General features: G+C 55.0%; 16 protein-coding genes. 5 read left to right on the top strand and 11 right to left on the bottom strand.

Features of this window, described 5'->3' with window-relative positions:
- Nucleotides 1-106: 106 nt before the first annotated feature.
- Nucleotides 107-1,606 (top strand): sodium:solute symporter family protein, encoded by a 1,500-nt coding sequence (locus tag OM794_RS07680; protein WP_226249672.1) that lies wholly within the window; start codon nucleotides 107-109, stop codon nucleotides 1,604-1,606.
- A 99-nt stretch (nucleotides 1,607-1,705) separates the two neighbouring features.
- Here OM794_RS07680 and OM794_RS07675 read toward each other — a convergent pair whose 3' ends face one another.
- The 6 genes from OM794_RS07675 to OM794_RS07650 form a co-directional block, all read right to left on the bottom strand.
- Entirely contained in the window at nucleotides 1,706-3,172 is a 1,467-nt protein-coding gene (locus OM794_RS07675) for a mannitol dehydrogenase family protein (RefSeq protein ID WP_226249671.1), read from the bottom strand.
- Nucleotides 3,173-3,181: 9 nt separating this feature from the next.
- Nucleotides 3,182-4,393 carry a D-mannonate dehydratase ManD gene (gene manD / locus OM794_RS07670; protein WP_088698463.1) on the bottom strand — a complete coding sequence of 404 codons (1,212 nt, stop codon included), beginning with the start codon at nucleotides 4,391-4,393 and terminating at the stop codon, nucleotides 3,182-3,184.
- A gap of 208 nt (nucleotides 4,394-4,601) precedes the next feature.
- Nucleotides 4,602-5,891 (bottom strand): TRAP transporter large permease, encoded by a 1,290-nt coding sequence (locus tag OM794_RS07665; protein WP_226249670.1) that lies wholly within the window; start codon nucleotides 5,889-5,891, stop codon nucleotides 4,602-4,604.
- On the bottom strand, nucleotides 5,888-6,382 hold the full coding sequence (locus tag OM794_RS07660) for a TRAP transporter small permease (RefSeq protein WP_226249669.1): 495 nt from the start codon (nucleotides 6,380-6,382) through the stop codon (nucleotides 5,888-5,890). Before OM794_RS07660 ends, OM794_RS07665 begins: the two co-directional genes overlap by 4 nt.
- 97 nt (nucleotides 6,383-6,479) lie before the next feature.
- Nucleotides 6,480-7,439: a C4-dicarboxylate TRAP transporter substrate-binding protein gene (locus tag OM794_RS07655; protein ID WP_226249668.1), complete on the bottom strand. Its 960-nt coding sequence runs from the start codon at nucleotides 7,437-7,439 to the stop codon at nucleotides 6,480-6,482.
- A 107-nt stretch (nucleotides 7,440-7,546) separates the two neighbouring features.
- Entirely contained in the window at nucleotides 7,547-8,278 is a 732-nt protein-coding gene (locus OM794_RS07650; RefSeq protein WP_226249667.1) for a GntR family transcriptional regulator, read from the bottom strand.
- Nucleotides 8,279-8,633: 355 nt separating this feature from the next.
- Between OM794_RS07650 and OM794_RS07645 the strand changes: the two genes are divergently transcribed.
- Genes OM794_RS07645 through OM794_RS07630 form a run of 4 tightly spaced genes read left to right on the top strand, consistent with a single transcriptional unit; the run spans nucleotide 8,634 to nucleotide 14,594 of the window.
- Nucleotides 8,634-10,193, top strand: coding sequence for a GGDEF domain-containing protein (locus OM794_RS07645; protein ID WP_226249666.1), 1,560 nt, complete (start codon nucleotides 8,634-8,636; stop codon nucleotides 10,191-10,193).
- A 50-nt stretch (nucleotides 10,194-10,243) separates the two neighbouring features.
- On the top strand, nucleotides 10,244-10,909 hold the full coding sequence (locus tag OM794_RS07640) for an ABC transporter ATP-binding protein (RefSeq protein ID WP_226249665.1): 666 nt from the start codon (nucleotides 10,244-10,246) through the stop codon (nucleotides 10,907-10,909).
- Nucleotides 10,906-13,407: an ABC transporter permease gene (locus tag OM794_RS07635; protein ID WP_226249664.1), complete on the top strand. Its 2,502-nt coding sequence runs from the start codon at nucleotides 10,906-10,908 to the stop codon at nucleotides 13,405-13,407. The genes OM794_RS07640 and OM794_RS07635 overlap by 4 nt, the downstream gene beginning before the upstream one ends.
- Complete coding sequence (locus OM794_RS07630) at nucleotides 13,404-14,594, top strand: lipocalin-like domain-containing protein (protein WP_226249663.1); 1,191 nt, start codon at nucleotides 13,404-13,406, stop codon at nucleotides 14,592-14,594. Before OM794_RS07635 ends, OM794_RS07630 begins: the two co-directional genes overlap by 4 nt.
- A gap of 21 nt (nucleotides 14,595-14,615) precedes the next feature.
- On the opposite strand, the gene hutG is transcribed toward OM794_RS07630, so the two are convergent.
- The 5 genes from hutG to hutU all read right to left on the bottom strand — a co-directional run bounded on the left by hutG (nucleotide 14,616) and on the right by hutU (nucleotide 21,600).
- Nucleotides 14,616-15,437, bottom strand: a complete 822-nt coding sequence (hutG, locus tag OM794_RS07625; protein ID WP_226249662.1) for an N-formylglutamate deformylase — start codon at nucleotides 15,435-15,437, stop codon at nucleotides 14,616-14,618.
- A complete protein-coding gene (gene hutI / locus OM794_RS07620; protein ID WP_226249661.1) occupies nucleotides 15,434-16,642 on the bottom strand; it encodes an imidazolonepropionase in 1,209 nt (402 codons plus the stop codon). The genes hutG and hutI overlap by 4 nt, the downstream gene beginning before the upstream one ends.
- Nucleotides 16,643-16,653: 11 nt before the next feature.
- Entirely contained in the window at nucleotides 16,654-18,207 is a 1,554-nt protein-coding gene (locus OM794_RS07615; RefSeq protein ID WP_226249660.1) for an HAL/PAL/TAL family ammonia-lyase, read from the bottom strand.
- Nucleotides 18,200-19,792 (bottom strand): BCCT family transporter, encoded by a 1,593-nt coding sequence (locus OM794_RS07610; protein ID WP_226249659.1) that lies wholly within the window; start codon nucleotides 19,790-19,792, stop codon nucleotides 18,200-18,202. The genes OM794_RS07615 and OM794_RS07610 overlap by 8 nt, the downstream gene beginning before the upstream one ends.
- Before the next feature lie 137 nt (nucleotides 19,793-19,929).
- Complete coding sequence (hutU, locus tag OM794_RS07605) at nucleotides 19,930-21,600, bottom strand: urocanate hydratase (protein WP_226249658.1); 1,671 nt, start codon at nucleotides 21,598-21,600, stop codon at nucleotides 19,930-19,932.
- Between the last annotated feature and the right edge of the window lie 255 nt (nucleotides 21,601-21,855).

The following is a 21,855-nucleotide window of genomic DNA, read 5'->3' as shown; positions in this document are numbered from 1 at the left end:
AGCGCCAGATTACCGCGTGATTAAGATAAAAAGCCCCGCGGTAATCGCTTCCATTGTCTACCTTCGGCCGCGGCAACGGCCGGATACACAACGATAAGAGGTTAACATGAACAGTCAAATATTCCTTGTCACCTTCGTGCTCTACATTATCGCCATGATCGCCTTCGGCTGGTGGGTCTCAAGGCATAAGCGCGGTAGCGGTGACGACTTTCTACTCGGTGGGCGAAGCGTTCCACTCTTTCTGACCGTGGGAACCACGGTCGCGACCATGGTGGGCACAGGTTCCAGCATGGGCGCCGTTGGGTTCGGTTACGCCAACGGTTGGGCAGGTGCTTTATACGGGCTTGGCGGTGCCGCGGGTATTTTACTGCTCGCCGTCTGTTTTGCCCCAGTGCGCAAGCTGCGCTTTATGACCATGAGCGAGGAGCTAGCCTACTATGTGGGCGCCAACCGGCTGGTGCGCAATGTCGTTGCACTACTTATCTATATCGCCTGTATAGGCTGGCTGGGCGCGCATATTCTTGGCGGTGGCCTTTACCTCTCCTGGATGGCGGGTATCGATCTCACCACGGCGCGCATTCTGGTGGCGTTAGGCTTCGGCATTTACTGCGTGGTGGGGGGTTATTTTGCGGTTATCTGGACGGACACCATCCAGGCGGTTGTGCTGTTCGCAGGGTTTATATTGATGGCAATACTGGCACTGGTCGAAGTTGGCGGTTTTTCAGGTCTTACAGCGGGCATGGATGCAGGCGCCACTAGCTTTCTTGGTATTGGTCAAATTGGTGCGCTACCAGCGCTGTCACTGGCTGCCGTCATTGCCATTGGCGTTCTTGCTACGCCCTCCTTTCGTCAGCGCATCTACTCAGGTAAATCAGTTGGGTCGGTACGCCGTTCGTTCTTGATCACCGGGGTTCTTTACCTGGGCTTTTCGATCATTCCCGCGATTATTGGTATGGCCACCCACGCCCTTAACCCCGGGCTTGAAAATAGCAACTTCGCCTTCCCTTTCCTGGCCACTGAAATTATGCCTCTAGGATTAGGACTACTGCTATTGGTAGCGGGTCTTTCTGCTACGATGTCGAGCGCCAGTTCCGATGCCATCGCCGGTGTCTCCACGCTGATTAGGGATCTCTATGTGCTGGCCACGGGCCGTACGCCCTCAGCGCGCAACGTGGTGCGCTTTTCGCGGATTGCGCTAGTGGCAACCATTGGTCTGGCGCTGCTATTCGCACTGGCCTCGGACAATGTCATCACCTATATCACCCGGATGATCTCGACAATCCTTTCAGGGCTGTTTGTGAGTGCCATGCTGGGCCGCTTCTGGCCTCGCTATAACTGGCAGGGTGCTATCGCTACGCTTATTTGCGCGTCGGTGACCTCCCTAACAATTATTGCCAATAGCGATTGGACAGCCTTCTGGGGTAACCCAAGCATCCCCGCTGTACTAGTCGCACTGGTAGCCGGCGTGATTGTAAGCCTAGCGACGCCCGCTTCACGCGTAACTTCTGCCCAGGCACTGGCGATTCTTGACCAAGAGCGCAAGCGTATGGAGCAAGTACCCGAACCAACCCTTACGAACGCTGAAGCGCCCGCTGCACCTCACTAAGCGTTAGCCATAAGTGCGCAATAAAAAACCCCACTGATTGAATCGATCAGTGGGGTTTTGCGATTAACGGAACTATTTAACAGAGCTTATTTAACAGAGCTATAGCGCCGCTAGTGCTTCACTCAATCCACCATGGCTTAGCGCTTGATATGCCGCCAGCACCGCCTGCGCAAACGCTTCGTCTTGCGCCAATGCGTTAGGCACCACATCGTCCATAGCTAAATAGGCCGCTACCAGAGCGCTGGGGTCGCGACCATACGTCTGGTGCAGCTCTGCAAAGCGCTTGGCTAGCGGATCATCCACGGGGTAACTATTGCCTTGTAGGTCTTGACCCGCGGTGTAGCGAATCCAGGCCGCCATCCCCAACGCCACGCAGGGCGATGATTGACCAGCGGCGCTACGTTTTAGCGCGCCGGAAAGCCAGCGCTGTGGGAGCTTTTGGCTACCATCCATAGCGATCTGCTGCAGACGATGACGCAAACTGTCATTGGCAAAGCGTGCCAGCAGCGAGTCAGCATAAGCGTCCAAATCGATCCCCTCGGGCATCTCAAGTGTAGGCGCCGCTTCTTCAAGCATATAGCGACGCAACAGCGCTCGAAGTTCGGCGTGATTAATGCCTTCATAAACCGTTTCGATACCTGCAAGTGCACCCAGATAAGCAAGCAAGGAGTGGCTACCGTTGAGCATGCGTAGTTTCATGGTTTCAAACGGCGCCACATCGGCAACCATCTCAACGCCGTCAGCTTCCCAGCGTGGCCGTCCCATCGGGAAGTTATCTTCAACCACCCACTGCGAGAACGCTTCGCATACCACCGCATTTGAGTCGGAAACTCCCAGCGCCGCTAAGCGCTCAAAGTCGGCATCCGTCATGGCGGGGACGATGCGATCCACCATGCTGCAGGGAAACGCTACTTCACTGGCCATCCAACTGGCCAGTTCTGCGTCACGATGCTCGGCCAGTTGCACCACCGCCTGGCGTGTCCGCTTACCGTTATCCGGCATATTGTCGCAAGAGAGCACGGTAAAGGGGGCAATGCCAGCCTTGCGCCGCTGAGCCAACGCTTCTACCAATAGTCCTGGGGCCGTTCGCGGCTGTTGGGGCAAGGCAATATCACCGATGATCATTGGGTCATCGACGTTTAACTCACCGCTCGCGGGATTTAAAAAGTAGCCCTTCTCTGTCACCGTCAACGTCACGATACGGGTATCTGAAGAGGCCATTCGCGCCAGTAGCGCCTCTCGGTCTCGGCTCCAGTTACCAGCACCATCACGGCCCGAGAACAGCGTCTCTTCAATCACACCGATTTCCCGCAGCGTAATGTTCTCACTATCGGCGTACTCCGCTACATGATAGCGATGCCCTGCCATGCTCAATCCATCGACTAAACCAACGCTGGAACGGAGGTTAGCACTGCAAACGCCCCATTCACCATCACCGCTGCGCTGGCGATAACGCTCTAAATAGACCGCTTGGTGGGCACGATGAAAAGCGCCCAGGCCGAGATGGACAATAGCGATGTGATTGGCTTGCCTACTGGAACATGAAATCTTGTTAACTTTTTGCATCAATAGCTCCTACCAATGCCATAGAGTGCCATCTTCCAACCGATTCACCGGCAGGCTGGCGCGCTTATAGGGGTACTGCTTGGCTAACTGTTCATCGATATCGACGCCATGCCCCGGCTTTTCACCGACAATGAAATGCCCATCTTCAAAGCGATAATCGTGGGGGAATACCTCGTCAGTAGCACTGGTATGCGGCATGTACTCCTGGATGCCGAAGTTGGGTACCCAGGTGTCAAAGTGAATCGCCGCACCCAGGCACACCGGCGAAAGATCCGTTGGCCCGTGGAAGCCGGTACGCACGTGATAAAGACCCGCTAAATCGGCGATGCGGCGTACATGGGTGATCCCCCCGGCATGGGTTAGGGTGGCGCGGATATAGTCGATCCACTGATTTTCAATTAGCGCTTTGGCGTCATACAGGCTGTTAAAGACTTCGCCCACCGCCAATGGCGTGGTGGTGTGCTGGCGGATAAGACCAAACGCCTCCTGATTCTCAGCCGGTACACAGTCTTCCAGCCAAAATAGATGATAGGGCTCAACTTCTTTGCCTAAACGGGCGGCCTCAATGGGCGTCAGGCGGTGATGAACATCATGTAGCACGTGTAAATCATCACCAAAGCGTTCACGCACGGCAGCAAACAGCTTGGGTACATGATTCAAGTATTTGCTGGTACTCCACACATGCTCTGCGGGCAAATCAGAATCTGCAGGTTCATAGGGCTCACCCTCTTTTTTGGCGACACCATAAATACTGGCAATGCCTGGCACACCCGCCTGAACGCGCACGGCTTTGTAGCCCTCATCCACGTGGCGGGCAACCTCTTCCAGGCAAGCTTCAATATCTCGCCCCGTTGCATGGCCATACACCATTACTCGGTCACGGCTCTTGCCACCCAACAGTTGATACAGAGGCATGCCCGCAACCTTCGCTTTGATGTCCCATAGGGCTACGTCGACTGCCGCAATAGCCGTCATCGTTACTGGGCCACGCCGCCAGTAAGCGCCGCGATAAAGGTAGTGCCAGATATCTTCAATGCGGCTAGCATCGCGCCCAATCAGTGTTGGTAATACATGCTCTTCCAGGTAGGCGACCACCGACAGCTCGCGGCCGTTTAAGGTGGCATCACCGATCCCATACACGCCTGATTCAGTAACAATTTTCAGCGTGACAAAGTTGCGGCCCGGAGACGTTACGATTAAATATGCATCGCTAATGATCATGAGAAATCCATCACAAGAAGTAAAAAGAAGTTAACGCTCAAATAGGTAGCGCTGAACTTTGTGGTAACACGCCGCCCGAATCATCTCACCGTTATGATAAATCCGATGGGCCACTTCATTTTCTAACAGAAATGCTTTTACCCATTAACTCAACACTATTATTAACCTTCATCATTGTTCCTTTATTATAAGAGTGTCATAGGTAGATTTAGCCAAGCAGAAAATTAGGCAAAAAAAGTACGATATTGGGGAAGAAGAGAATGCCCAGCACCACAACCAATACCGCTAAAGCGAACGGCAGTAACTCACGGCTATAGTCATAAAAAGAGCACCGTAAAATGCCACATACTGTATACATAGAAATCCCCACGGGAGGCGTCATGCCACCAAAGGTAACCAGCGTCATCATTAACAGCCCAAAATGAACAGGATCAACACCCGCGGCTTTAATCACGGGTACCAAGATGGGGGTTAACAACATGACGACAACCGTGGCTTCTAACAGCATGCCTAGAAAAACAAGTATGACGGAAACTGCCAGCAACAGTGTGATATGACTAGAGAATACGCCAAGTGTTAGCTCTGCTATTGTTTGAGGCACTCTTTCAAAAGAGACGACATAACCAATAATGCCTGAGAACATAATAATCAGCATTATCATGCCAATATCCCTTACGCTGGCACGCATGGCATTAAGTATCTCTTTAACACCCATTACTCGGTGTATTACGCAGCCCACCAACAAGGCATAAGCAACCGCAAAAGCACCCGCTTCAGAGGGGGTAAAGAGTCCATAACGAATTCCCACCAAGAGCCATACGGGGAAGAGAATTGCCCAGATACTGCTACGTAGGGCCTTAAGCACCTCTCTTCCCGTTGGTAGCCGCTCTCTTACCGGCTGATAGCCCCGTCGTTTGGCCATGATGTAAGTCGTCACCATCAGCGCCACCATTAGCAAGAAGCCCGGCACAAGGCCTGCGATAAACAGTCGCCCTATCGAAACTTCGCCCAGATAGCCATAGAGAATCAAGCCGATACTGGGTGGAATGGTTGCAGTGATTAGCCCTCCAATAGAGAGCACCGCACCAGTAAACCCCACTGAGTAGCCGCCCTTAATCATGCTTTTTCCCAGCACCCTGGATTGCATTGCGGCATCTGCCACGGCAGAACCGGAAACCCCGCCCATTAAGGTGCTCAGCACGATACTGGCCTGGGCTAAACCACCGCTCATCCATCCCGCTAAAAGAGTAGAAAGGTGAACCAAGCGGGGAGTAATACCGCTGGCGTTCATTAGGTGGCCGATAAAAATAAACAACGGCACAGCTAATAGTGGAAATGATTGTGTCGAAGACACAATGCGTTGGACGGCAATGCTGGTCGGTAAAAATGTTTCAGGCAATAAAAAATACGAGAAACCCGCAATTCCAATAGCAAAGGCAACGGGCATCCCTATCGCCATAAGAAGCAGGCCGAATCCTAATAACAAAGCTGCCGTCATAGCGCCTCCTCCACAATATCATCATCGTCAGCAACCAAACTGCCGATGACGCCCTTAGTGAACAAGCGCCGTACCAATGAAAGCATCATTAATAATGCCCCGACAGGAAGCGCTAGGGTGATATAACCATAACTAAGTCCTGCCACTCCCATAGGGCGCTGCCAGTTTGAAGCCGCTAAAACAAAGCCATACCAGATTAAAAGAGCCAGAAATAGCATCATCATTCCAATGCACAAACTGGTAATAAGAAGCTGCCATTTAATAGGTAAACGAATGACAAGCGCATCAATTCTCACCTGACCGCCCTGGCGCAGGGTAATATCAGCACCTAATACAGCAGTCCAAATAAACAGAAATTGCGCAAGTTCAGCGCCCCCTGCAAAAGGATTTCCTATTGCTCTAGCCGTCGAGCTAACAAACATGGTGAGAGAGGTACCACCGAGCAGCATAATAGCCAACCACTCCTCACCTTTATCGTACCAATGCCACATACAGCGTTCCTCCCCCTAAAAGGGGATTTGGACAGTTAAGTAATAGCAAAAGACAAAAGGCTGAAGCCCCCTGCCCTAGCAGGCAGAGGGCTGAGACTCACTCTGAAGAAAGTAACTGATCACGGTACTGGTCGTAACCTAGCTCTTCATAGACGCTGCCCACTCGGTCGCGGAATACTTCCATATCCACCTCGGAAAACGTAACGCCAGCCGCCTCCATCCGCTCGCGCACCGAAGCTTGGGCGTCAGACGTCGCTTGGCTAGCAGCATCGCCAGCATTGAGCAGTTCTTCATCGAGAATTGAGCGCAACTCCTCAGGTAACGCCTGGTACCACTGCTCGGAAGTCGCAATACCGGTCATCAAATGAATGTGATTGGTTAGCGCCACGTGAGTAATGACTTCATGCAAGTTTTGACCTTCAGCCGCAGTTAGCTGCGCTTCGGCTCCATCAATCGAACCTAGCTGTAGCGCTGAGTAAACTTCTGACCAAGGCAGCGGCGTCGGAGTGGCGCCCATGGCTTCAATAGTTTTCACCCATACAGGGGAGTTGATAGTGCGCACCCGTACACCATTTAAATCCTCTGGTGTGTTTACTTCATTTTGGGTCAGCATCTGCCGTGACCCTTGAAACCAGTTATAGTTGAGCAGTCGTAACCCACTTTTTTCCGCAAGACCCTCGACCCAATCCAGGTAAAGCGGCGATGTTGTGATTTGGCTATAGTCGCGATGGTCTTCGACTAAATAAGGGGCACTCAAGATACCCAACTCGGGTTGATACTCCGACAAACGTCCCGCATCGACTAAGATAGCGATATTGGCACCACTACGAATTTGTTCGATCACGTCTTCGTCAGAACCAAGCTGGCTATTGGGGAAAATCTGAATGGTCAGTTCACCCTCTGAACGCTCCTCAATTGTCTGTTTAGCACTTTCCATAGCTTGGGCAATAGGGTCTTGAGGACTCAACGCTATTGAGACATTAAGCTGATAAGCGGCGTGAGCCGAATGGCTTGCGACAATCAGCGCTACAGCAGGAAGTAATTTTGTGAGTTTCATTTCAGGCTCCTAAAGGCTTTCATTTATTATTGATGATTTACCAACCAGTTCTGGCTGATCCTTCGTAATGCGGCCTATGTTGCTTTTGTGTTGTTGTCTAGCGGGTTTTATATAGATAGCGCATGAGCATTGATGCCCACATTTTCAAACAATTCTGGAAAGCGGCGCTCTAGTTCAGGTAGCGAATGAAGTATTTCACGCTGGTGGATACTCATTGCCTGCTCCGCCGCCTCAGTATCCCCAGCAGATATCGCGTCCACTATGGCCTGATGTTGATCTGCCAGTTTGGGGATGGGTGTGGAATCAGGAATACTCAAATACCGCACCCTATCCAACTGTGCTTTAACATCTTCGATCACGTTCCATGCCATGGTTTGCCCCGTAGAGATTGCCAAGGTGCGATGGAACATCTCATCAAGAAAGAAAAAACGGTCATGATCTTGCCGCTCAATGCAGCTGCGCTGGCGCTCAATCAGTTCGTTTAACTCCATCAAAATGCTCGATGGGAGCGTGCGTTTAGCTGCCTCTAAAGCAATGGCAACTTCTAGAGACTCACGAATAAATCGTGCCTCCAGCACCGCTTGGCGCGAAATGCGCACCACATAGGTGCCTCTTTGGGGCCGAACCTCCACCAAACCTGACTCAGAAAGGCGAATAAATGCTTCTCGCACAGGTTGGCGACTAACCGTAAACAAATTCGCAATCTCCTTCTCCGATAGCGCCTGCCCCGGCGCCAGCACCATCTGGATAATCGATTGCCTCAGCACATGAAATAGCCGTTGGCGTACCGATTCTCCATCGCGGGTTTCCTGCCATAGCGATTGTAAGGTTGTGTGCATTGCGCCTGATCCTGATAGCGAAGTTCGTGGCGGTAGCGGCCACAACTGATATGACTAGTATGGTAGTTGTATGGAAATAAAAAAAGGGAGAATGATTTACCCTTTAGTCGCACAGCCTGGCGAATGGCCAATAGCCAAATTCAAAGAAATATCTTACATAACAGCGTGGCTTAGCGTATTTTTTGACTGTAGTTGTGTAACGTTGCAGGCATTTATGTGTAGGTATTTAACCAGCTAGTCGCCTAAAATGGTTTAATACAAACGAATGAATTCTATTATCACTGCCCAAGGTGGCAAGTGACATGGAAAAGTTGAGGCTGGGCTGCTGCGAGCCAACGAGAGCCAGGAGAGAATAATGCAGGCCATCCAGGCAAGTGATAATTCGAAAGACTTGGTCTTATCGACTGAATTACCGCCATTTTTGGTAGCAGATCTAATTAACTGCCCGGCTCTTCCCAGTCTGCCATCGGTCGCTATCAACGTCTTGAAAATAGCCCGTACTGAGCACCCGTCAGTAAACGAGTACGCCAATGCGATAGAGCGTGATCCCGCCTTGACCATGCGGATCATTACCCTTGCCAACAGCGCCTTTTTCTCGCGTAGCCATACAAAGGTATACGCCTGCCAGGAAGCAGCGGCCCGCCTGGGTTTAGACACCACGTTAGCAGCGGTAATGAGTTTCAGCCTGCTTCAAAACCGGGGCATTGACGTTCATTACCAGCGTGTATGGATGCGTTCCATCATTGCCTCGTTAGCAGCACGGCACATTGCCGTCTATCTCTGCCCTGACATGGCGGGGCCCGTGTTTACGGCCGCCTTGCTCCAGGACATTGGCATCATGGCATTACGGGCGACCTACCCTAAAGAGAGCAACAATCTATATACGGAAATCGCACTCTCTCATCGGCACCTATCGGAGTCGGAACAGCGGCTCTTTGGCTGTGACCACTCCCAGGTAGGCGCCTGGCTTGCCGCCAAGTGGGGAGTCCCGACGCCATTGGCACAGCGAATCTGCGACAGCCACGGCGAATACGACATTACCACCCCCGACAAGCTGTGCGTTCAGCTATCTGGCCCCATTGCCGATGCCTGGCTCTCGTCCCACCCAGCGCAATCGCTAGTCGCCGTGGTGCGGGAGTTTGAAACCTACCAGAGCGCCCAAACGATCTCTTTACGGCATTTGCTGGAGAATATTCAGGAACAGTTACCAGCACTGGCGGACATGCTGCAGATGACGGCTCCCCCTCTACAGAATAACGAATCGCTACTGGCTGAGGCTCAGCAACTACTGTTTCAACAAACGCTACAGCTCAAAGCGCGCCTGGATACCCACCAGGTAGAGCTCGCCTCACTCCGCCAGCGGCAAGATGAGTTGGAAGAGCGCTCACGAACAGACGTACTCACCGGACTTGCCAACCGATCCTGGCTGGAAGAGCAGATGCACAAGCGCTTTGTCCTGTGCCAGCAACAGTCCCGCATCATGTCCGTAGTGTTTATTGATCTTGACCACTTTAAGAAGCTAAACGATCAATACGGCCACCAAATGGGCGACAATGTGCTGCAAAAATTTGGCAAAACGCTACAGTCGCTCGTTCGTGACGGTGATCTTGCGGGGCGCTGGGGTGGCGAAGAGTTTCTGGTCGTTTTGCCGGATGAAGATGCACAGTCAGCCCAGGTATTCGCCAAACGAATTGCCCAGCGTCTGGAAAAAACACCGATGGCTCACGATGATCAGGAACCCATTCATGTATCCGTATCCATCGGTATCGCCTGTTTGGATGACGGTGGATTTGGCAGTGCGGATGAGCTTATTGATGCGGCCGATAAAAGTATGTATTTCATCAAGCACACAGGACGCGGAGGCATAGCGGTATACGGAGATCGGGGTGCGACGGTAACGCCTATTAACGACTAGCCCTTTTCATTACTGGAACGCCTCCCTCTATAGCAATATATGAGTCGCCTATGCTGGAACTCCGTCAGGTACATAAAACCTACGCGACGCCACAAGGCCCGCTGAGGGTACTCGAAGATGTCTCCCTACGCTTGGCCGCAGGAGAGAGCCTGGCGTTAATGGGTGAATCCGGGAGCGGTAAATCCACCCTCTTGCATCTTGCCGCTGGTTTGGATCTTCCCGACCAAGGGACAATTACCCTTGAAGGCCAGAACGTCGCCTCATTACCTGAGCCCGCACGCGCCAAGCTACGCCGCAAGCAATTGGGGTTAGTCTTCCAGCAGTTTCATTTAGTCCCCAGCCTAACGGTGATCGACAATCTGCGCTTGCAGGCGCGCTTAGCCAAGCGCGATGACGCCGACTGGGCAAGCTACTTAATTGAGCGGCTAGGGCTGACGGGCTTGGAGAAACGCTACCCGGAACAGCTCTCTGGTGGGCAGCAGCAGCGCTTAGCGATCGGTCGCGCCCTGGCTCCCCGCCCGGCCCTCCTGCTGGCCGACGAACCCACGGGTAACTTAGATGAAACCAGCGCAAGTGAAGTGCTTGAACTGTTATTAAGCCTCGTCCACGAAACCCAGTGCGCCCTGCTCGTTGTCACTCACAGCCGGCAAGTGGCGGCACCCCTCGGTCGCTGTCTAAGCCTGCGCCTCGGCCAGTTACTAGACACAGCGCTATGACCCAGGTTATATCCACGCTGCTTAGCCACTACCGGCGTCATCCTGGCCAATTAATCATGCTGCTACTCGGCCTCTGGGTGGCCAGCGCTCTATGGAGCGGCATCCAAGCGATCAATGCCACGGCAAGGGACAGCTACGCCCGCGCCGATGCGCTGTTTGCCACCCAGCTGGATCAGCTTGAGCGGCGCGATGGCGCCCCACTCACCCGCGCCGAGTATCACGCCCTGCGCCAAGCAGGCCTGCCTGTTTCGCCTATGCTCGAGGGTGAAGTCGTTAGCCAGGATGGCACCCGGCTTACGCTGATCGGCATTGATCCGCTAACCCTGTCCGGCGACAACCCGTTTGCTCAAGCAGATACCTCTGCGGCGCTAAACGACTTTTTAACCCCTCCGTGGCAAACACGCCTAGCGCCTGACACCGTGGCAGCCTTAGGGATAGAGCGCGAAGATGCATCAGGCGCCACCCCGACCCTAGCAGAGGGCCAGCAACTTCCACCGCTGATTTTATCGTCAGCGCTCCCACCTAACACGCTGATTATGGATATGGCGGCGGCGGCGCGGTTGCTTGAAAGCGGTAACGAGATTACCCGCATGGTAGCCGCCCCGGGGGCGCTCTCTGAAGCACCGGCCGGCTTAACCCTCACCCACGCCACGACGCTTGCCTCCCCCGGCCAGCTTACAGAAAGCTTTCATCTCAACCTTACCGCTTTAGGGCTACTGGCCTGGGTGGTAGGGCTATTTATTGTTCAGGCAGCGCTAGGCCTGGCGCTGGAGCAACGCCTGGGCATGCTGCGCACCCTACGGGTGCTGGGTGTCTCAGGGCGCCGTTTAGTGGTGGCGCTAAGCGTTGAGTTACTCCTGCTCGGTCTGATCGGGGCACTTGCCGGCATTGCCAGCGGCGTTTGGCTGGCACGTTTGTTACTGCCCGATGTCGCGGCGACCCTGGGCTCGCTTTATGGCGCAGGCGTGGGGCAAGAACTCAACCTGCCCTGGCACTACTGGGTCGGTGGGCTGGCGGTTAGCCTTGGCGGGCTACTGCTGGCGGGCAGCGGTGTGTTATGGCGCGCTGCCCGCCTGAACATGCTGGAGTTAGGTCAGATGCAGGCCTGGCGCCGCGGTTACCGGCGTCAATTAACGCTGATGAGCATCAGCGGTGCCCTCGCCTTGAGTATTGCGCTAGCGCTGTATACCTGGCTACGCTTTCAGCCCCCTGGCGATGGTTTGGTGGCGGGCTTTGGGCTGATTGCCGCGCTGCTATTGGCCAGCGCGCTATGGCTTCCGCCCCTGTTAGCGCTACTGCTGAAAGGGCTGGCTTACCTTGCCCATCGGCGCCCGCTTATCCACTGGGCAATGGCGGATATGCAGCTACAGCTCCCCAGGCTGTCACTGGCCATGATGGCGCTTCTCATTGCGCTAGCGGCCAACCTGGGCGTCGGCAGTATGGTTGGCGGCTTTCGCCTCACCTTTTTAGAGTGGCTTGATCAACGCCTGGTCGCCCCGCTCTATTTAAATGCTCCCAGCGAGCAGTACGCAGAGATTGACGCCTGGCTCGCTGGCCGCCCGGAGGTGTCTGAACGGCTGCTGACTCGGCGCAGTGAGGCAGCCCTGCAGGCCGCCACCACGCCAGAAGGCAGCCGCTCAATAGGCTCGCCTATCGAGCTTTACGGCATTACCCCCGGTGAGTCATTAACCCCACACTGGCCGCTACTAGTCACCCTACAGAGCCGCTCATCCGCCTGGGCAGCCTTTAGCGAGGGGGCAATTTTTATTAATGAGCAGCTCGCCACCGCAGAGAACCTCGCCCCCGGCGACCAGCTAACCCTTAGCGCGCCGGGCGCCAATGAAACGCTGGCCATCGCCGCTATTTATCCCGATTACGGCAACCCCAGCAGGCAGGTGTTGATGGCATCGCCCCAGCTTGCCGCTCGGTTTGATGCGCCGCCCAGCTCCATGGGCTTAGTGCTGAGTGATAACGCGGATGTTGATGCCTTGCGCGCTGCCCTGGGCGAACGCTTTGACCTCGGTAGCGATGCGCTGAGTGATCAAAGGGAGATCAAGCGCATCGCTACCGAGATTTTTGAGCGTACCTTTACCATTACCCGCGCCCTCAATGGTTTGACCCTAGCGGTGGCGGCCCTGGCTCTGTTCGCCAGCCTGCTGACCCAGGCGCGCAGCCGGCGCCAACAGTTAGCACCGCTCTGGGCGCTGGGCGTGCCCCGTGCGCAGTTGGCGCAACTGAATCTGGCCCAACTCGGTGGCGCTGCATTAGCGACCGGCCTGCTAGCGATTCCGCTGGGTATCGCCATTACCTGGGGCTTAGTGGCTATCATCAATGTGGCCGCTTTCGGCTGGCGACTGCCGCTCTATCTATTCCCCTGGGAAATGGCCGTTACCCTGGCGACCGCCGTGGGTGTCGCCCTACTGGCGGCTGCCCTGCCTACGCTGCGTTTCTGGCGCGCCTCGCCGCGAGCCTTACTGGCAGAAGAGGCCAATCAATGAGCTTACATAAATGGTTAACTCTCAGCCTACTAATAAGTGCTTCGCTAACGCTCTACGGTTGTAGAGAAGAGCAGCCAACCGACAGCAGCAGCGCAGGCTTTGCCGGTTTGGGGCAAACGGCAGAGGGTTTTCAGCATGCAGAACCCAACCAGGCTATTCGCTTTCCACAAGACCATGCTGCCCACCCGGATTACCGTATCGAGTGGTGGTATCTCACCGCTAATCTGGAAGACGCCGACGGTGAGCCCCTCGGCCTGCAGTGGACGCTGTTTCGTCAGGCGCTTATGCCACCCAACGAACGCCCTGAACCAACACCCTGGGCCGCCGATCAACTCTGGATGGCCCATATGGCGATCTCCCAAGGCAAGCAGCATCAGGTAGCCGAGCGCTTTGGGCGCAGCCACTCCCAAGCCGCGCTTGAGCAACCCCACGATGCCCAGGCTGGCGTTATCGCTACTCCGTTCCACGCCTGGTTAGACGACTGGCAGCTTAAAGCAAATGAAGAGGTCGATAATGCCGACTTCAATGATCTCACCCTCACTGCTTACAGCGGTGAAGACTCTTCACGTTTTGGCTATACGTTGGAACTGACCGCCGAGGGGCCGCTCATCTTTCACGACGAAGAGGGGTTCAGCCAGAAAGCCGCCAATGGCCAAGGTTCGATGTACTACAGCCAGCCCTTCTGGCAGATAGAGGGCGATGTCACCCTTAACGGCGAAACCAAGACCGTCAGCGGCCGCGGCTGGCTGGATCGTGAATGGAGCAGCCAACTGCTTGATGCCCGCCAGTCCGGCTGGGACTGGTTCTCGCTCCATCTGGATAACGGCCACAAGCTGATGGCGTTTCAATTACGTGGGGGTGGTGACAGTAGTGACGGCACTGAAGCCGAACAAGGCGCGAACTACCGCTCCGGCACCTGGATTTCGCCGCAGGGAGATACCACGCCTTTAGCCACCGACGACATCACCCTCACACCGCTGGCGACCTCGTCCGTTGCCGGTCGCGAAGTACCCACCCGCTGGCGACTGGAAATAGCCTCAGTTGAGCTCGATATCACTATCGAAGCGCCCCACGCCAACCGCTGGATGACCACCAGCGTGCCCTACTGGGAAGGCGAAGTAGTGGTCAACGACCGCGCCAGCGGCGAACCGCTTGGCGAGGGCTACCTGGAAATGACCGGGTATTGAGCAAATCAAGACTACATTGTCTTACTTACCCTGGCTGTAGCTAACGTCTCCCCATCGCTGCATAGCCTCAAGTAGCTCACGTAGCAGCGGGCGCACTTCAGCGGCGCGGTCTTCGCGATAGGCAAAGACCGGTTGTTCGTCGCCAGGTTCATTCATATAGGTGCGCTGGGAGAGTTCGAGCTGTACGGCATGAATATGGTTAGCGGGATCCCCATAACCGCGGGTGATATGACCGCCCTTGAAACGACCATTAATCACGTGGCTAAAGCGCGTTTGAGAAGCACACGTTGTCAGTAAGCGCTGACTAAGCTCAGGATCGCAGCTTTGCTCCTCGAAGGTACCCAGATTAATATCCGGCAGTTGGTCATCAAAAAGCCGCGGTATCTTTGAGCGAATAGAGTGCGCGTCAAAGAGTAGCGCATAGCCGAAGCGCGCCTTTAGCCGCGCCAATTCGCTTGCCAGGGCGTTGTGGTAGGGGCGCCAAACATGCTCTTTGGCCCAGTCGCGCTGCGTCTTAGAGGGTACCTGATTCTCTTCAAACAGCGGGTTACCGTCGAAATCCGTACTGGGGAACAGCCCGGTCGTCGCGCCAGCGTAAAGTGGCTTATCGCTCTCCGGCCGATTAAGGTCGATGACGTAGCGCGAATAGCGCGCCTCAATGCGGCTCGCCCCAAGCTCAGCGGCAAAGTCGTAAAGCTTGGGTATATGCCAGTCGGTGTCTGCAAGGCTGAGCGCTGCTTTAGTAAGCCCCGCCTCCACTTCCGGCGTTAGCGCGATACCTGCGTGAGGCATTGAAATCAATAGCGGCGTATCGCCCTGAGTGAGTTGGTAACTGTCGCTCATACTTCTATCTCCTTACCTGCTTTGAAGACCGTGACCGGCAATTGTCCGCCCAGCCAGTAGCTCAGTTCCGCCGGCCCGGTAATATCCCATACGACCGCGTCTGCCCATTTACCTACCTCGAGGGAACCGTGAGTGGCTTCAATGCCCAGCGCCTTAGCGGCATTGATGGTCACGCCTGCCAGCGCTTCTTCAGGGGTAAGGCGGAATAGCGTGCAGCCCAGATTCATCATCAATCGTAACGACAGCACTGGCGATGTACCGGGATTTAGGTCGCTGGCCAGCACCATGGTGACACCCTGCTCACGAAAGTCTGCAATCGGCGGCAGTTGGGTTTCACGTAGCGTCAGGAAGGCCCCAGGCAATAACACCGCGGCAGTGCTGCTCTGTGCCATCGCACGCGCATCCGCTTTATCGGCGTATTCGACGTGGTCAGCAGAAAGCGCGCCGAACTCCGCAGCCAGTTGGCAACCGCCAAGGTGCGACAGTTGCTCAGCATGTAGCTTGAGGGGCAGGCCCAGTTGCTTTGCCGTTTCAAACACACGCCGTATCTGTTCGACAGAGAAGGCAATGCCTTCACAGAAGCCATCGACGGCGTCGATAAGGCCTTCCCTCGCCAGGGTCGGCAAAATCGTTTCGCAGACTAGATCAATATACCCATCGCTACGCTCACGGTATTCGGGCGGCAGCGCGTGGGCTGCAAGGCATGTAGTAAGCACATCGACAGGCAGCCGTTCCCCCAGCGCCCGGGCCACCTTGAGCATTTTGCGCTCGCTCTCCAGATCAAGCCCATACCCCGACTTGATCTCTAGCGTGGTGACGCCCTCGCGTAGCAGCACCCTCGCGCGCTCCTCAGCACTGGCCAGTAATTCGTCAAGACTGGCCTCGCGCGTTGCCCGCACGCTGCTAACGATCCCACCACCCTGTTTTGCTATATCGCTATAGCTCACTCCCTCCAGGCGTTGCTCAAACTCATTGCTTCGGTCACCGCCAAACACTAAGTGCGTGTGGCAGTCGATCAACCCCGGCGTTAACCAGCGCCCACCCAGGTCGCGCACTTCATCGAAGGCAGCATCGCTATCAAGTTGCGCCTTAGTGCCGATCCAGGCAATCCGCCCGGCGTCTATAATCAGCGCCGCATCACGCACAATCGCGTATTGGCCACCCGCCAGGGTCACCGCATGACAGTGATGCCATAGCTGTTTCATGCATCCTCCTGTTAGCTAGGCTGCCGACTCGGCAGCAAGTTCGGGGCAATGGACTGCAATTTATCAATCACGTGAGTCTCCTGGAGGCACTGATAAGCCGCCTCAATATCCAGGTGCAGCGCATGCTCTTCCTGGTAAACAGGCAGAACTTCTCGCAGTGATTTCCAGGCCATTGAGGTGCCCTTGGCAAAATCATCGCTGCCAATTAAATCAAGCGCCTGAGAGGCCAGAAGGTATTCGATCGCAAGCACGTGGAAAGCATTTTCGAGGCTCTTGTTCAGTTTCAGGGCAGCACTTTCGCCAAAGCTTAGATGGTCTTCCTGGAGGCCCGAGGTGATAAAATTATCGGTAACCGCGGGCTGCGCCAGACGCTTGTTATCAGCCACCAGGGAAGCCGCCGAATAGTGGGCGATCATCATGCCGGACTTGACGCCACTTTCAGTGGTCAGGAAAGGCGGCAACTGATTCGCCTGGGGGGTCACTAAGCGGTAGGCGCGCCGCTCGGAAATCGAACTCCACTCACAAGCTGCAATGGCCAACAGATCGCAGGCCATCGCCACCGAGGCGCCGTGAGGATTAGCCTGAGACACAACCTGGTAGCCATCTTCAACGGGAATCACTAACGGATTATCGGTGGCGGAATTAAGCTCTTTCTCGACCTGCTTTTCCGCATGGTCGAGCTGGTCGCGGCAGGCACCATGTACCTGGGGCATTGAACGCAGGCTTAGCGCATCCTGTAACCGCTGCCCTTTATGACGCGCCAGGTGGGCACTGCCCGCAAGAAGCCTGCGCAAGTTGTCGCCAGTTTGCTGAACGCCTGGGTGGCATTTGAGGGCCGTCACCTCGGCCATAAACGCATTCAACTGTCCGCCCAATGCCTCAAAGCTCATGGCACCGATAATATCTGCCCAGGCGGAGAGGCGCGCTGCATCGTCAAGCGCCAAACAGGCCAGCCCGGTCATCGCGGGGGTGCCGTTCACCAGGCTCAGCCCATCCTTGGGCCCAAGCGTTACCGGCACCATACCGATGGCCTCCAGCGCCTGCTTGGCAGGCATCCGTTGCCCACGAAACTCAACATCGCCGTGACCGATTAGGGCCAAGCCAATGTGTGCCATATGAGTGAGATAACCCACCGAGCCGCGTGAGGGTACGACGGGAGTAATCTGCTCATTGAGCAGCCTTATCAGTCCCTCCACCACGGCCGGACTGATGCCGGAGTAGCCGTGACTGTAGTTGATCACCGCGCTGCACATAATGGCGCGAACCTGCTCCGTTCGCAGCGGGGTACCAACACCACAGGCATGACTCATCAAGGTATGGTGCGAAAGACGTTGCAGCTCATCCTGTTTAAGCACTACGTCGCATAAGGCACCTAACCCGGTATTGATACCGTAATGGGGCACGCTTGAAGCGGCGATCTTCTCAACAGCCTCGCGGGCACAGCGAACCTTCTCCCAGACCGAGGGCGACAGCGACATCTGATACCCGTGACAGGCGACCTTGACCACCTCCCGCCAAGCGGGAGGCGTGTTGCCAATTTCAACGAGGCGAGGCAACTCACTCATAGACATCCTCGGCTTGCTTAATGCGCGCTTGACTCTCTTGGGGTTTATTAGCGCCATCCATAATGAAAACCTTCACCGCAGAAGCCACAATCAGCAAAAACAGAAACAGCACGATAAAACCGCCCGCCGCCGCCAGGAATTTAATACCATCGACCCCCTGGGCGCCGCCGCCAAAGGCGACCATCACATAGGCGATAATCGCGATTGATAGCCCCCAAAGGATTTTCTGCTTACGGGGAGCTTCCTCCTCCGCCGTCATGTTTCGAGTGCAGATGGTAGCGATGGTCGATGACATCGAGTCAGCAGCCGTTGAGAAAGAAATAATCAGCGTAAAAATGGCTAACGGGATCAGCAAAGCGGACATTGGCAGGTTTTGCAGGAAACCCCAAAGCCCCGAAACGGCGCCGTTCTCAGTCACCACGCTCACCAGATCGAGGGTGCCATCCATCTGCCATTTGATCGCCGACCCGCCCCAGATAGCGAACCAAACGATGCCGAACACGGAAGGCAGAATCCAGTTAATCACCAGAAATTCCCGTAGCGTTCTGCCATAGGAAATACGCGCCAAAAAAAGGCCCATCAACGGGGCATAGGCGATCCAGATCGACCAGTCGTACATCGTCCACCAGGTAACCAACGCTTCACCACCCGCCTCTTTGGTGTCGAATGACCAAAGGAAGAAGTTATCGAACCAGTAACCCAAGCTGGTTACCGACAGACTCAGGATGTAATTGACTGGGCCAATGATTAGCAATATAGCGACGAAAGCGTAAAAAATATAAGCATTGACCGATGAGAGGAAACGAATGCCTCGCTTAAGACCCGATACCGCCGAGGTAATAAAGATCGCCGAAATAATCAGTGTTAAAATCAGCCAAGTGGTAGGGCTCGAAGCGATACCGTACTCAGCTTCAATGCCAGAACTGATCAGTGCCAGGCCAGCCCCTAACGATGATGCCAGCCCTAGTGCGATGGCGAGTATTGAAATGATGTCGACCACGGCTCGCACGACGGGACTGCGTTCGCGACTGCCTAATAGCGGGGCCAGCGTTGAAGAGATCGAGAAGCGCTCTTTGCGATTAAAGTGCATATAGCCAATCATCAAGCCAACGATGGAGTACATGGCGTAGGGAATAAAGCTCCAGTTATGGAAGCTTCTGGCCAGTGCAAAGATGGCCGCTTCGCCACTGTTGGGCTCAAATGACTGATTGCCGATCTCGCCATAGACATTGCCCAGATAGATGATGGGCTCATTGACCGAGTAGGTAACCACGCCCGTCGCTATCCCGCCGGTTAACGCCATGGCAAAGGTCGCCGCCAACGAAAACGTGGGCTTTGCGTTCGCCCCACCCAAACGGATATTGCCTGCCTTGGAAAAGAAGATAAACGCCGTGACACCCAGCGTTGAAATAGCCAACAACTGATAAAGCCAACCAAAGTCGGAAAGCGAAAGATAGAACAACTGCCGAGCAACGCTGACCAGTAGTTCGTTATTAACCAAACCAATGATGACGGCCAGCATAATAATCACGAAGGCCGGCATAAAGACGCTTCGCTTTAACTGTTTCCTGTCGGTTTGTGACATTGTATGTCTCCTGTCGGGGTTTATTTTTATAGCGCTTTTTTATTAGGAGCCGACATGCTGCCTGTCGGCACCCGTATCTGTGTATCCAGCAACGTTAAAGGTAGGGAGGTTATTGATGAGGATTGTTACTTAGGTTTTCAGGGCATTACCATCGGCAAATCGAGCCCCTGCTCAGCGGCACTCTGCTTGGCGATGTCGTAGCCAGCATCGGCATGGCGCATGACCCCAGTGGCCGGATCATTACGCAGCACGCGGCCCAATCGGGCATGAGCGTCATCCGTGCCATCGGCGACAATCACCACCCCTGCATGCTGGGAGTAACCCATGCCCACTCCACCGCCATGGTGAAGAGAAACCCAGGTGGCGCCCCCAGCGGTATTGAGCAGCGCATTGAGCAGCGGCCAGTCAGAGATGGCATCCGAGCCATCCAGCATTGATTCAGTCTCCCGATTGGGGCTAGCCACCGAGCCGGAGTCCAGGTGGTCGCGACCAATCACAATGGGCGCCTTCAGCTCTCCACTGGCGACCATGGCGTTAAACGCCTGCCCCAGGCGCGCACGATCCTTTAAGCCCACCCAGCAGATGCGCGCCGGTAAGCCCTGGAAGCTGATACGCTCCTTAGCCATGTCCAGCCAGTTATGCAGATGCGGATCATCTGGGATGAGTTCTTTGACTTTCTGGTCGGTCTTGTAGATATCTTCTGGATCACCGGAGAGTGCCACCCAGCGGAATGGGCCAATTCCCTGGCAGAACAGCGGGCGAATGTAGGCAGGCACAAAGCCGGGGAAGTCGAAAGCGTTAGCAACGCCCTCCTCCTGAGCCATCTGGCGAATGTTATTGCCATAATCGAAGGTCGGTATGCCCATTGCCTGGAAGTCGAGCATGGCCTGCACATGCACCGCCATGGAGCGCTTAGCCGCCTTGACCACCACCTCGGGTTCAGTCTTCCCGCGGGTCAGATACTCATCCCAAGTCCAGCCTGCGGGCAGATAACCATGCAGTGGGTCGTGAGCACTGGTCTGGTCGGTTACCATATCCGGCTTGACGCCACGCTTAATCAGTTCCGGCAATATTTCAGCGGCATTGCCATGGAGCGCAATCGAGACGGCTTTACCTTCTGAGGTATAGCGCTCCAGGCGCGCCAGGGCATCGTCGAGGTCGCTAGCCTGCTCGTCCACATAGCGGGTACGCAAGCGCATATCAATGCGGCTCTGCTGACACTCAATATTGAGGCTGCAGGCACCCGCCAGCGTTGCCGCCAATGGCTGCGCCCCGCCCATACCGCCAAGACCGGCCGTCAGAATCCAGCGCCCGGCCAGTTTGCCGTCATAGTGCTGGCGACCAGCCTCAACAAAGGTTTCGTAAGTACCCTGAACAATGCCCTGAGAGCCGATGTAGATCCATGAGCCAGCCGTCATCTGGCCGTACATCATCAGGCCCTTCTTATCCAGCTCGTTGAAGTGCTCCCAGTTGGCCCAGGCGGGCACTAGGTTGGAGTTGGCGATCAATACCCGCGGCGCATCCTTATGGGTCTCAAAAACCCCTACCGGCTTGCCGGACTGGATCAGCAGCGACTGGTTATCTTCTAAACGTTTGAGCGTCTCAACGATGGTATCGAAACACTCCCAATTGCGGGCGGCGCGGCCAATCCCGCCATAGACCACCAGCTCTTTGGGATTCTCGGCGACATCCGGATCAAGGTTGTTCATCAGCATGCGCAGCGGCGCTTCAGTCATCCAGCTCTTGCAGGAGAGCTCAGCTCCATGAGGTGCCCGAATTTCGGTATCGCGAAAGCGTGAAAGAGACATGGTAACTCCTGTTTGTTGTCAAAGTTTGTATATACATTATGACAACAAACGCTTCTGCGCAATCACCTAAATCGCCCTTTTTAGCAAAAAAACAACTCAGCCATAAATATTCGCCAACATAGTGCAAACGCCAACAACAGGGCGAAATTACGCACCATAATGAACTTTACGAGGAAATTCCAACTCTCTGCTTTACCTGGGAAGCGGACTTCGCTATATGTATATACATTAACAGTCATCCGTTAACGAAAAGGA

It is taken from the genome of Halomonas sp. BDJS001, assembly GCF_026104355.1.
In the GTDB taxonomy this organism is placed as follows: Bacteria; Pseudomonadota; Gammaproteobacteria; order Pseudomonadales; family Halomonadaceae; genus Vreelandella.
This window is presented reverse-complemented; position numbering and strand designations above follow the sequence as displayed.

What these genes read in the sequence shown, in the direction of transcription:
- OM794_RS07680 (WP_226249672.1), top strand. Translation starts at nt 107, where the DNA reads ATGAACAGTCAAATATTCCTTGTCACCTTCGTGCTCTACATTATCGCC.
- OM794_RS07675 (WP_226249671.1), bottom strand. Translation starts at nt 3,172, where the DNA reads ATGCAAAAAGTTAACAAGATTTCATGTTCCAGTAGGCAAGCCAATCAC.
- manD (WP_088698463.1), bottom strand. Translation starts at nt 4,393, where the DNA reads ATGATCATTAGCGATGCATATTTAATCGTAACGTCTCCGGGCCGCAAC.
- OM794_RS07665 (WP_226249670.1), bottom strand. Translation starts at nt 5,891, where the DNA reads ATGACGGCAGCTTTGTTATTAGGATTCGGCCTGCTTCTTATGGCGATA.
- OM794_RS07660 (WP_226249669.1), bottom strand. Translation starts at nt 6,382, where the DNA reads ATGTGGCATTGGTACGATAAAGGTGAGGAGTGGTTGGCTATTATGCTG.
- OM794_RS07655 (WP_226249668.1), bottom strand. Translation starts at nt 7,439, where the DNA reads ATGAAACTCACAAAATTACTTCCTGCTGTAGCGCTGATTGTCGCAAGC.
- OM794_RS07650 (WP_226249667.1), bottom strand. Translation starts at nt 8,278, where the DNA reads ATGCACACAACCTTACAATCGCTATGGCAGGAAACCCGCGATGGAGAA.
- OM794_RS07645 (WP_226249666.1), top strand. Translation starts at nt 8,634, where the DNA reads ATGCAGGCCATCCAGGCAAGTGATAATTCGAAAGACTTGGTCTTATCG.
- OM794_RS07640 (WP_226249665.1), top strand. Translation starts at nt 10,244, where the DNA reads ATGCTGGAACTCCGTCAGGTACATAAAACCTACGCGACGCCACAAGGC.
- OM794_RS07635 (WP_226249664.1), top strand. Translation starts at nt 10,906, where the DNA reads ATGACCCAGGTTATATCCACGCTGCTTAGCCACTACCGGCGTCATCCT.
- OM794_RS07630 (WP_226249663.1), top strand. Translation starts at nt 13,404, where the DNA reads ATGAGCTTACATAAATGGTTAACTCTCAGCCTACTAATAAGTGCTTCG.
- hutG (WP_226249662.1), bottom strand. Translation starts at nt 15,437, where the DNA reads ATGAGCGACAGTTACCAACTCACTCAGGGCGATACGCCGCTATTGATT.
- hutI (WP_226249661.1), bottom strand. Translation starts at nt 16,642, where the DNA reads ATGAAACAGCTATGGCATCACTGTCATGCGGTGACCCTGGCGGGTGGC.
- OM794_RS07615 (WP_226249660.1), bottom strand. Translation starts at nt 18,207, where the DNA reads ATGAGTGAGTTGCCTCGCCTCGTTGAAATTGGCAACACGCCTCCCGCT.
- OM794_RS07610 (WP_226249659.1), bottom strand. Translation starts at nt 19,792, where the DNA reads ATGTCACAAACCGACAGGAAACAGTTAAAGCGAAGCGTCTTTATGCCG.
- hutU (WP_226249658.1), bottom strand. Translation starts at nt 21,600, where the DNA reads ATGTCTCTTTCACGCTTTCGCGATACCGAAATTCGGGCACCTCATGGA.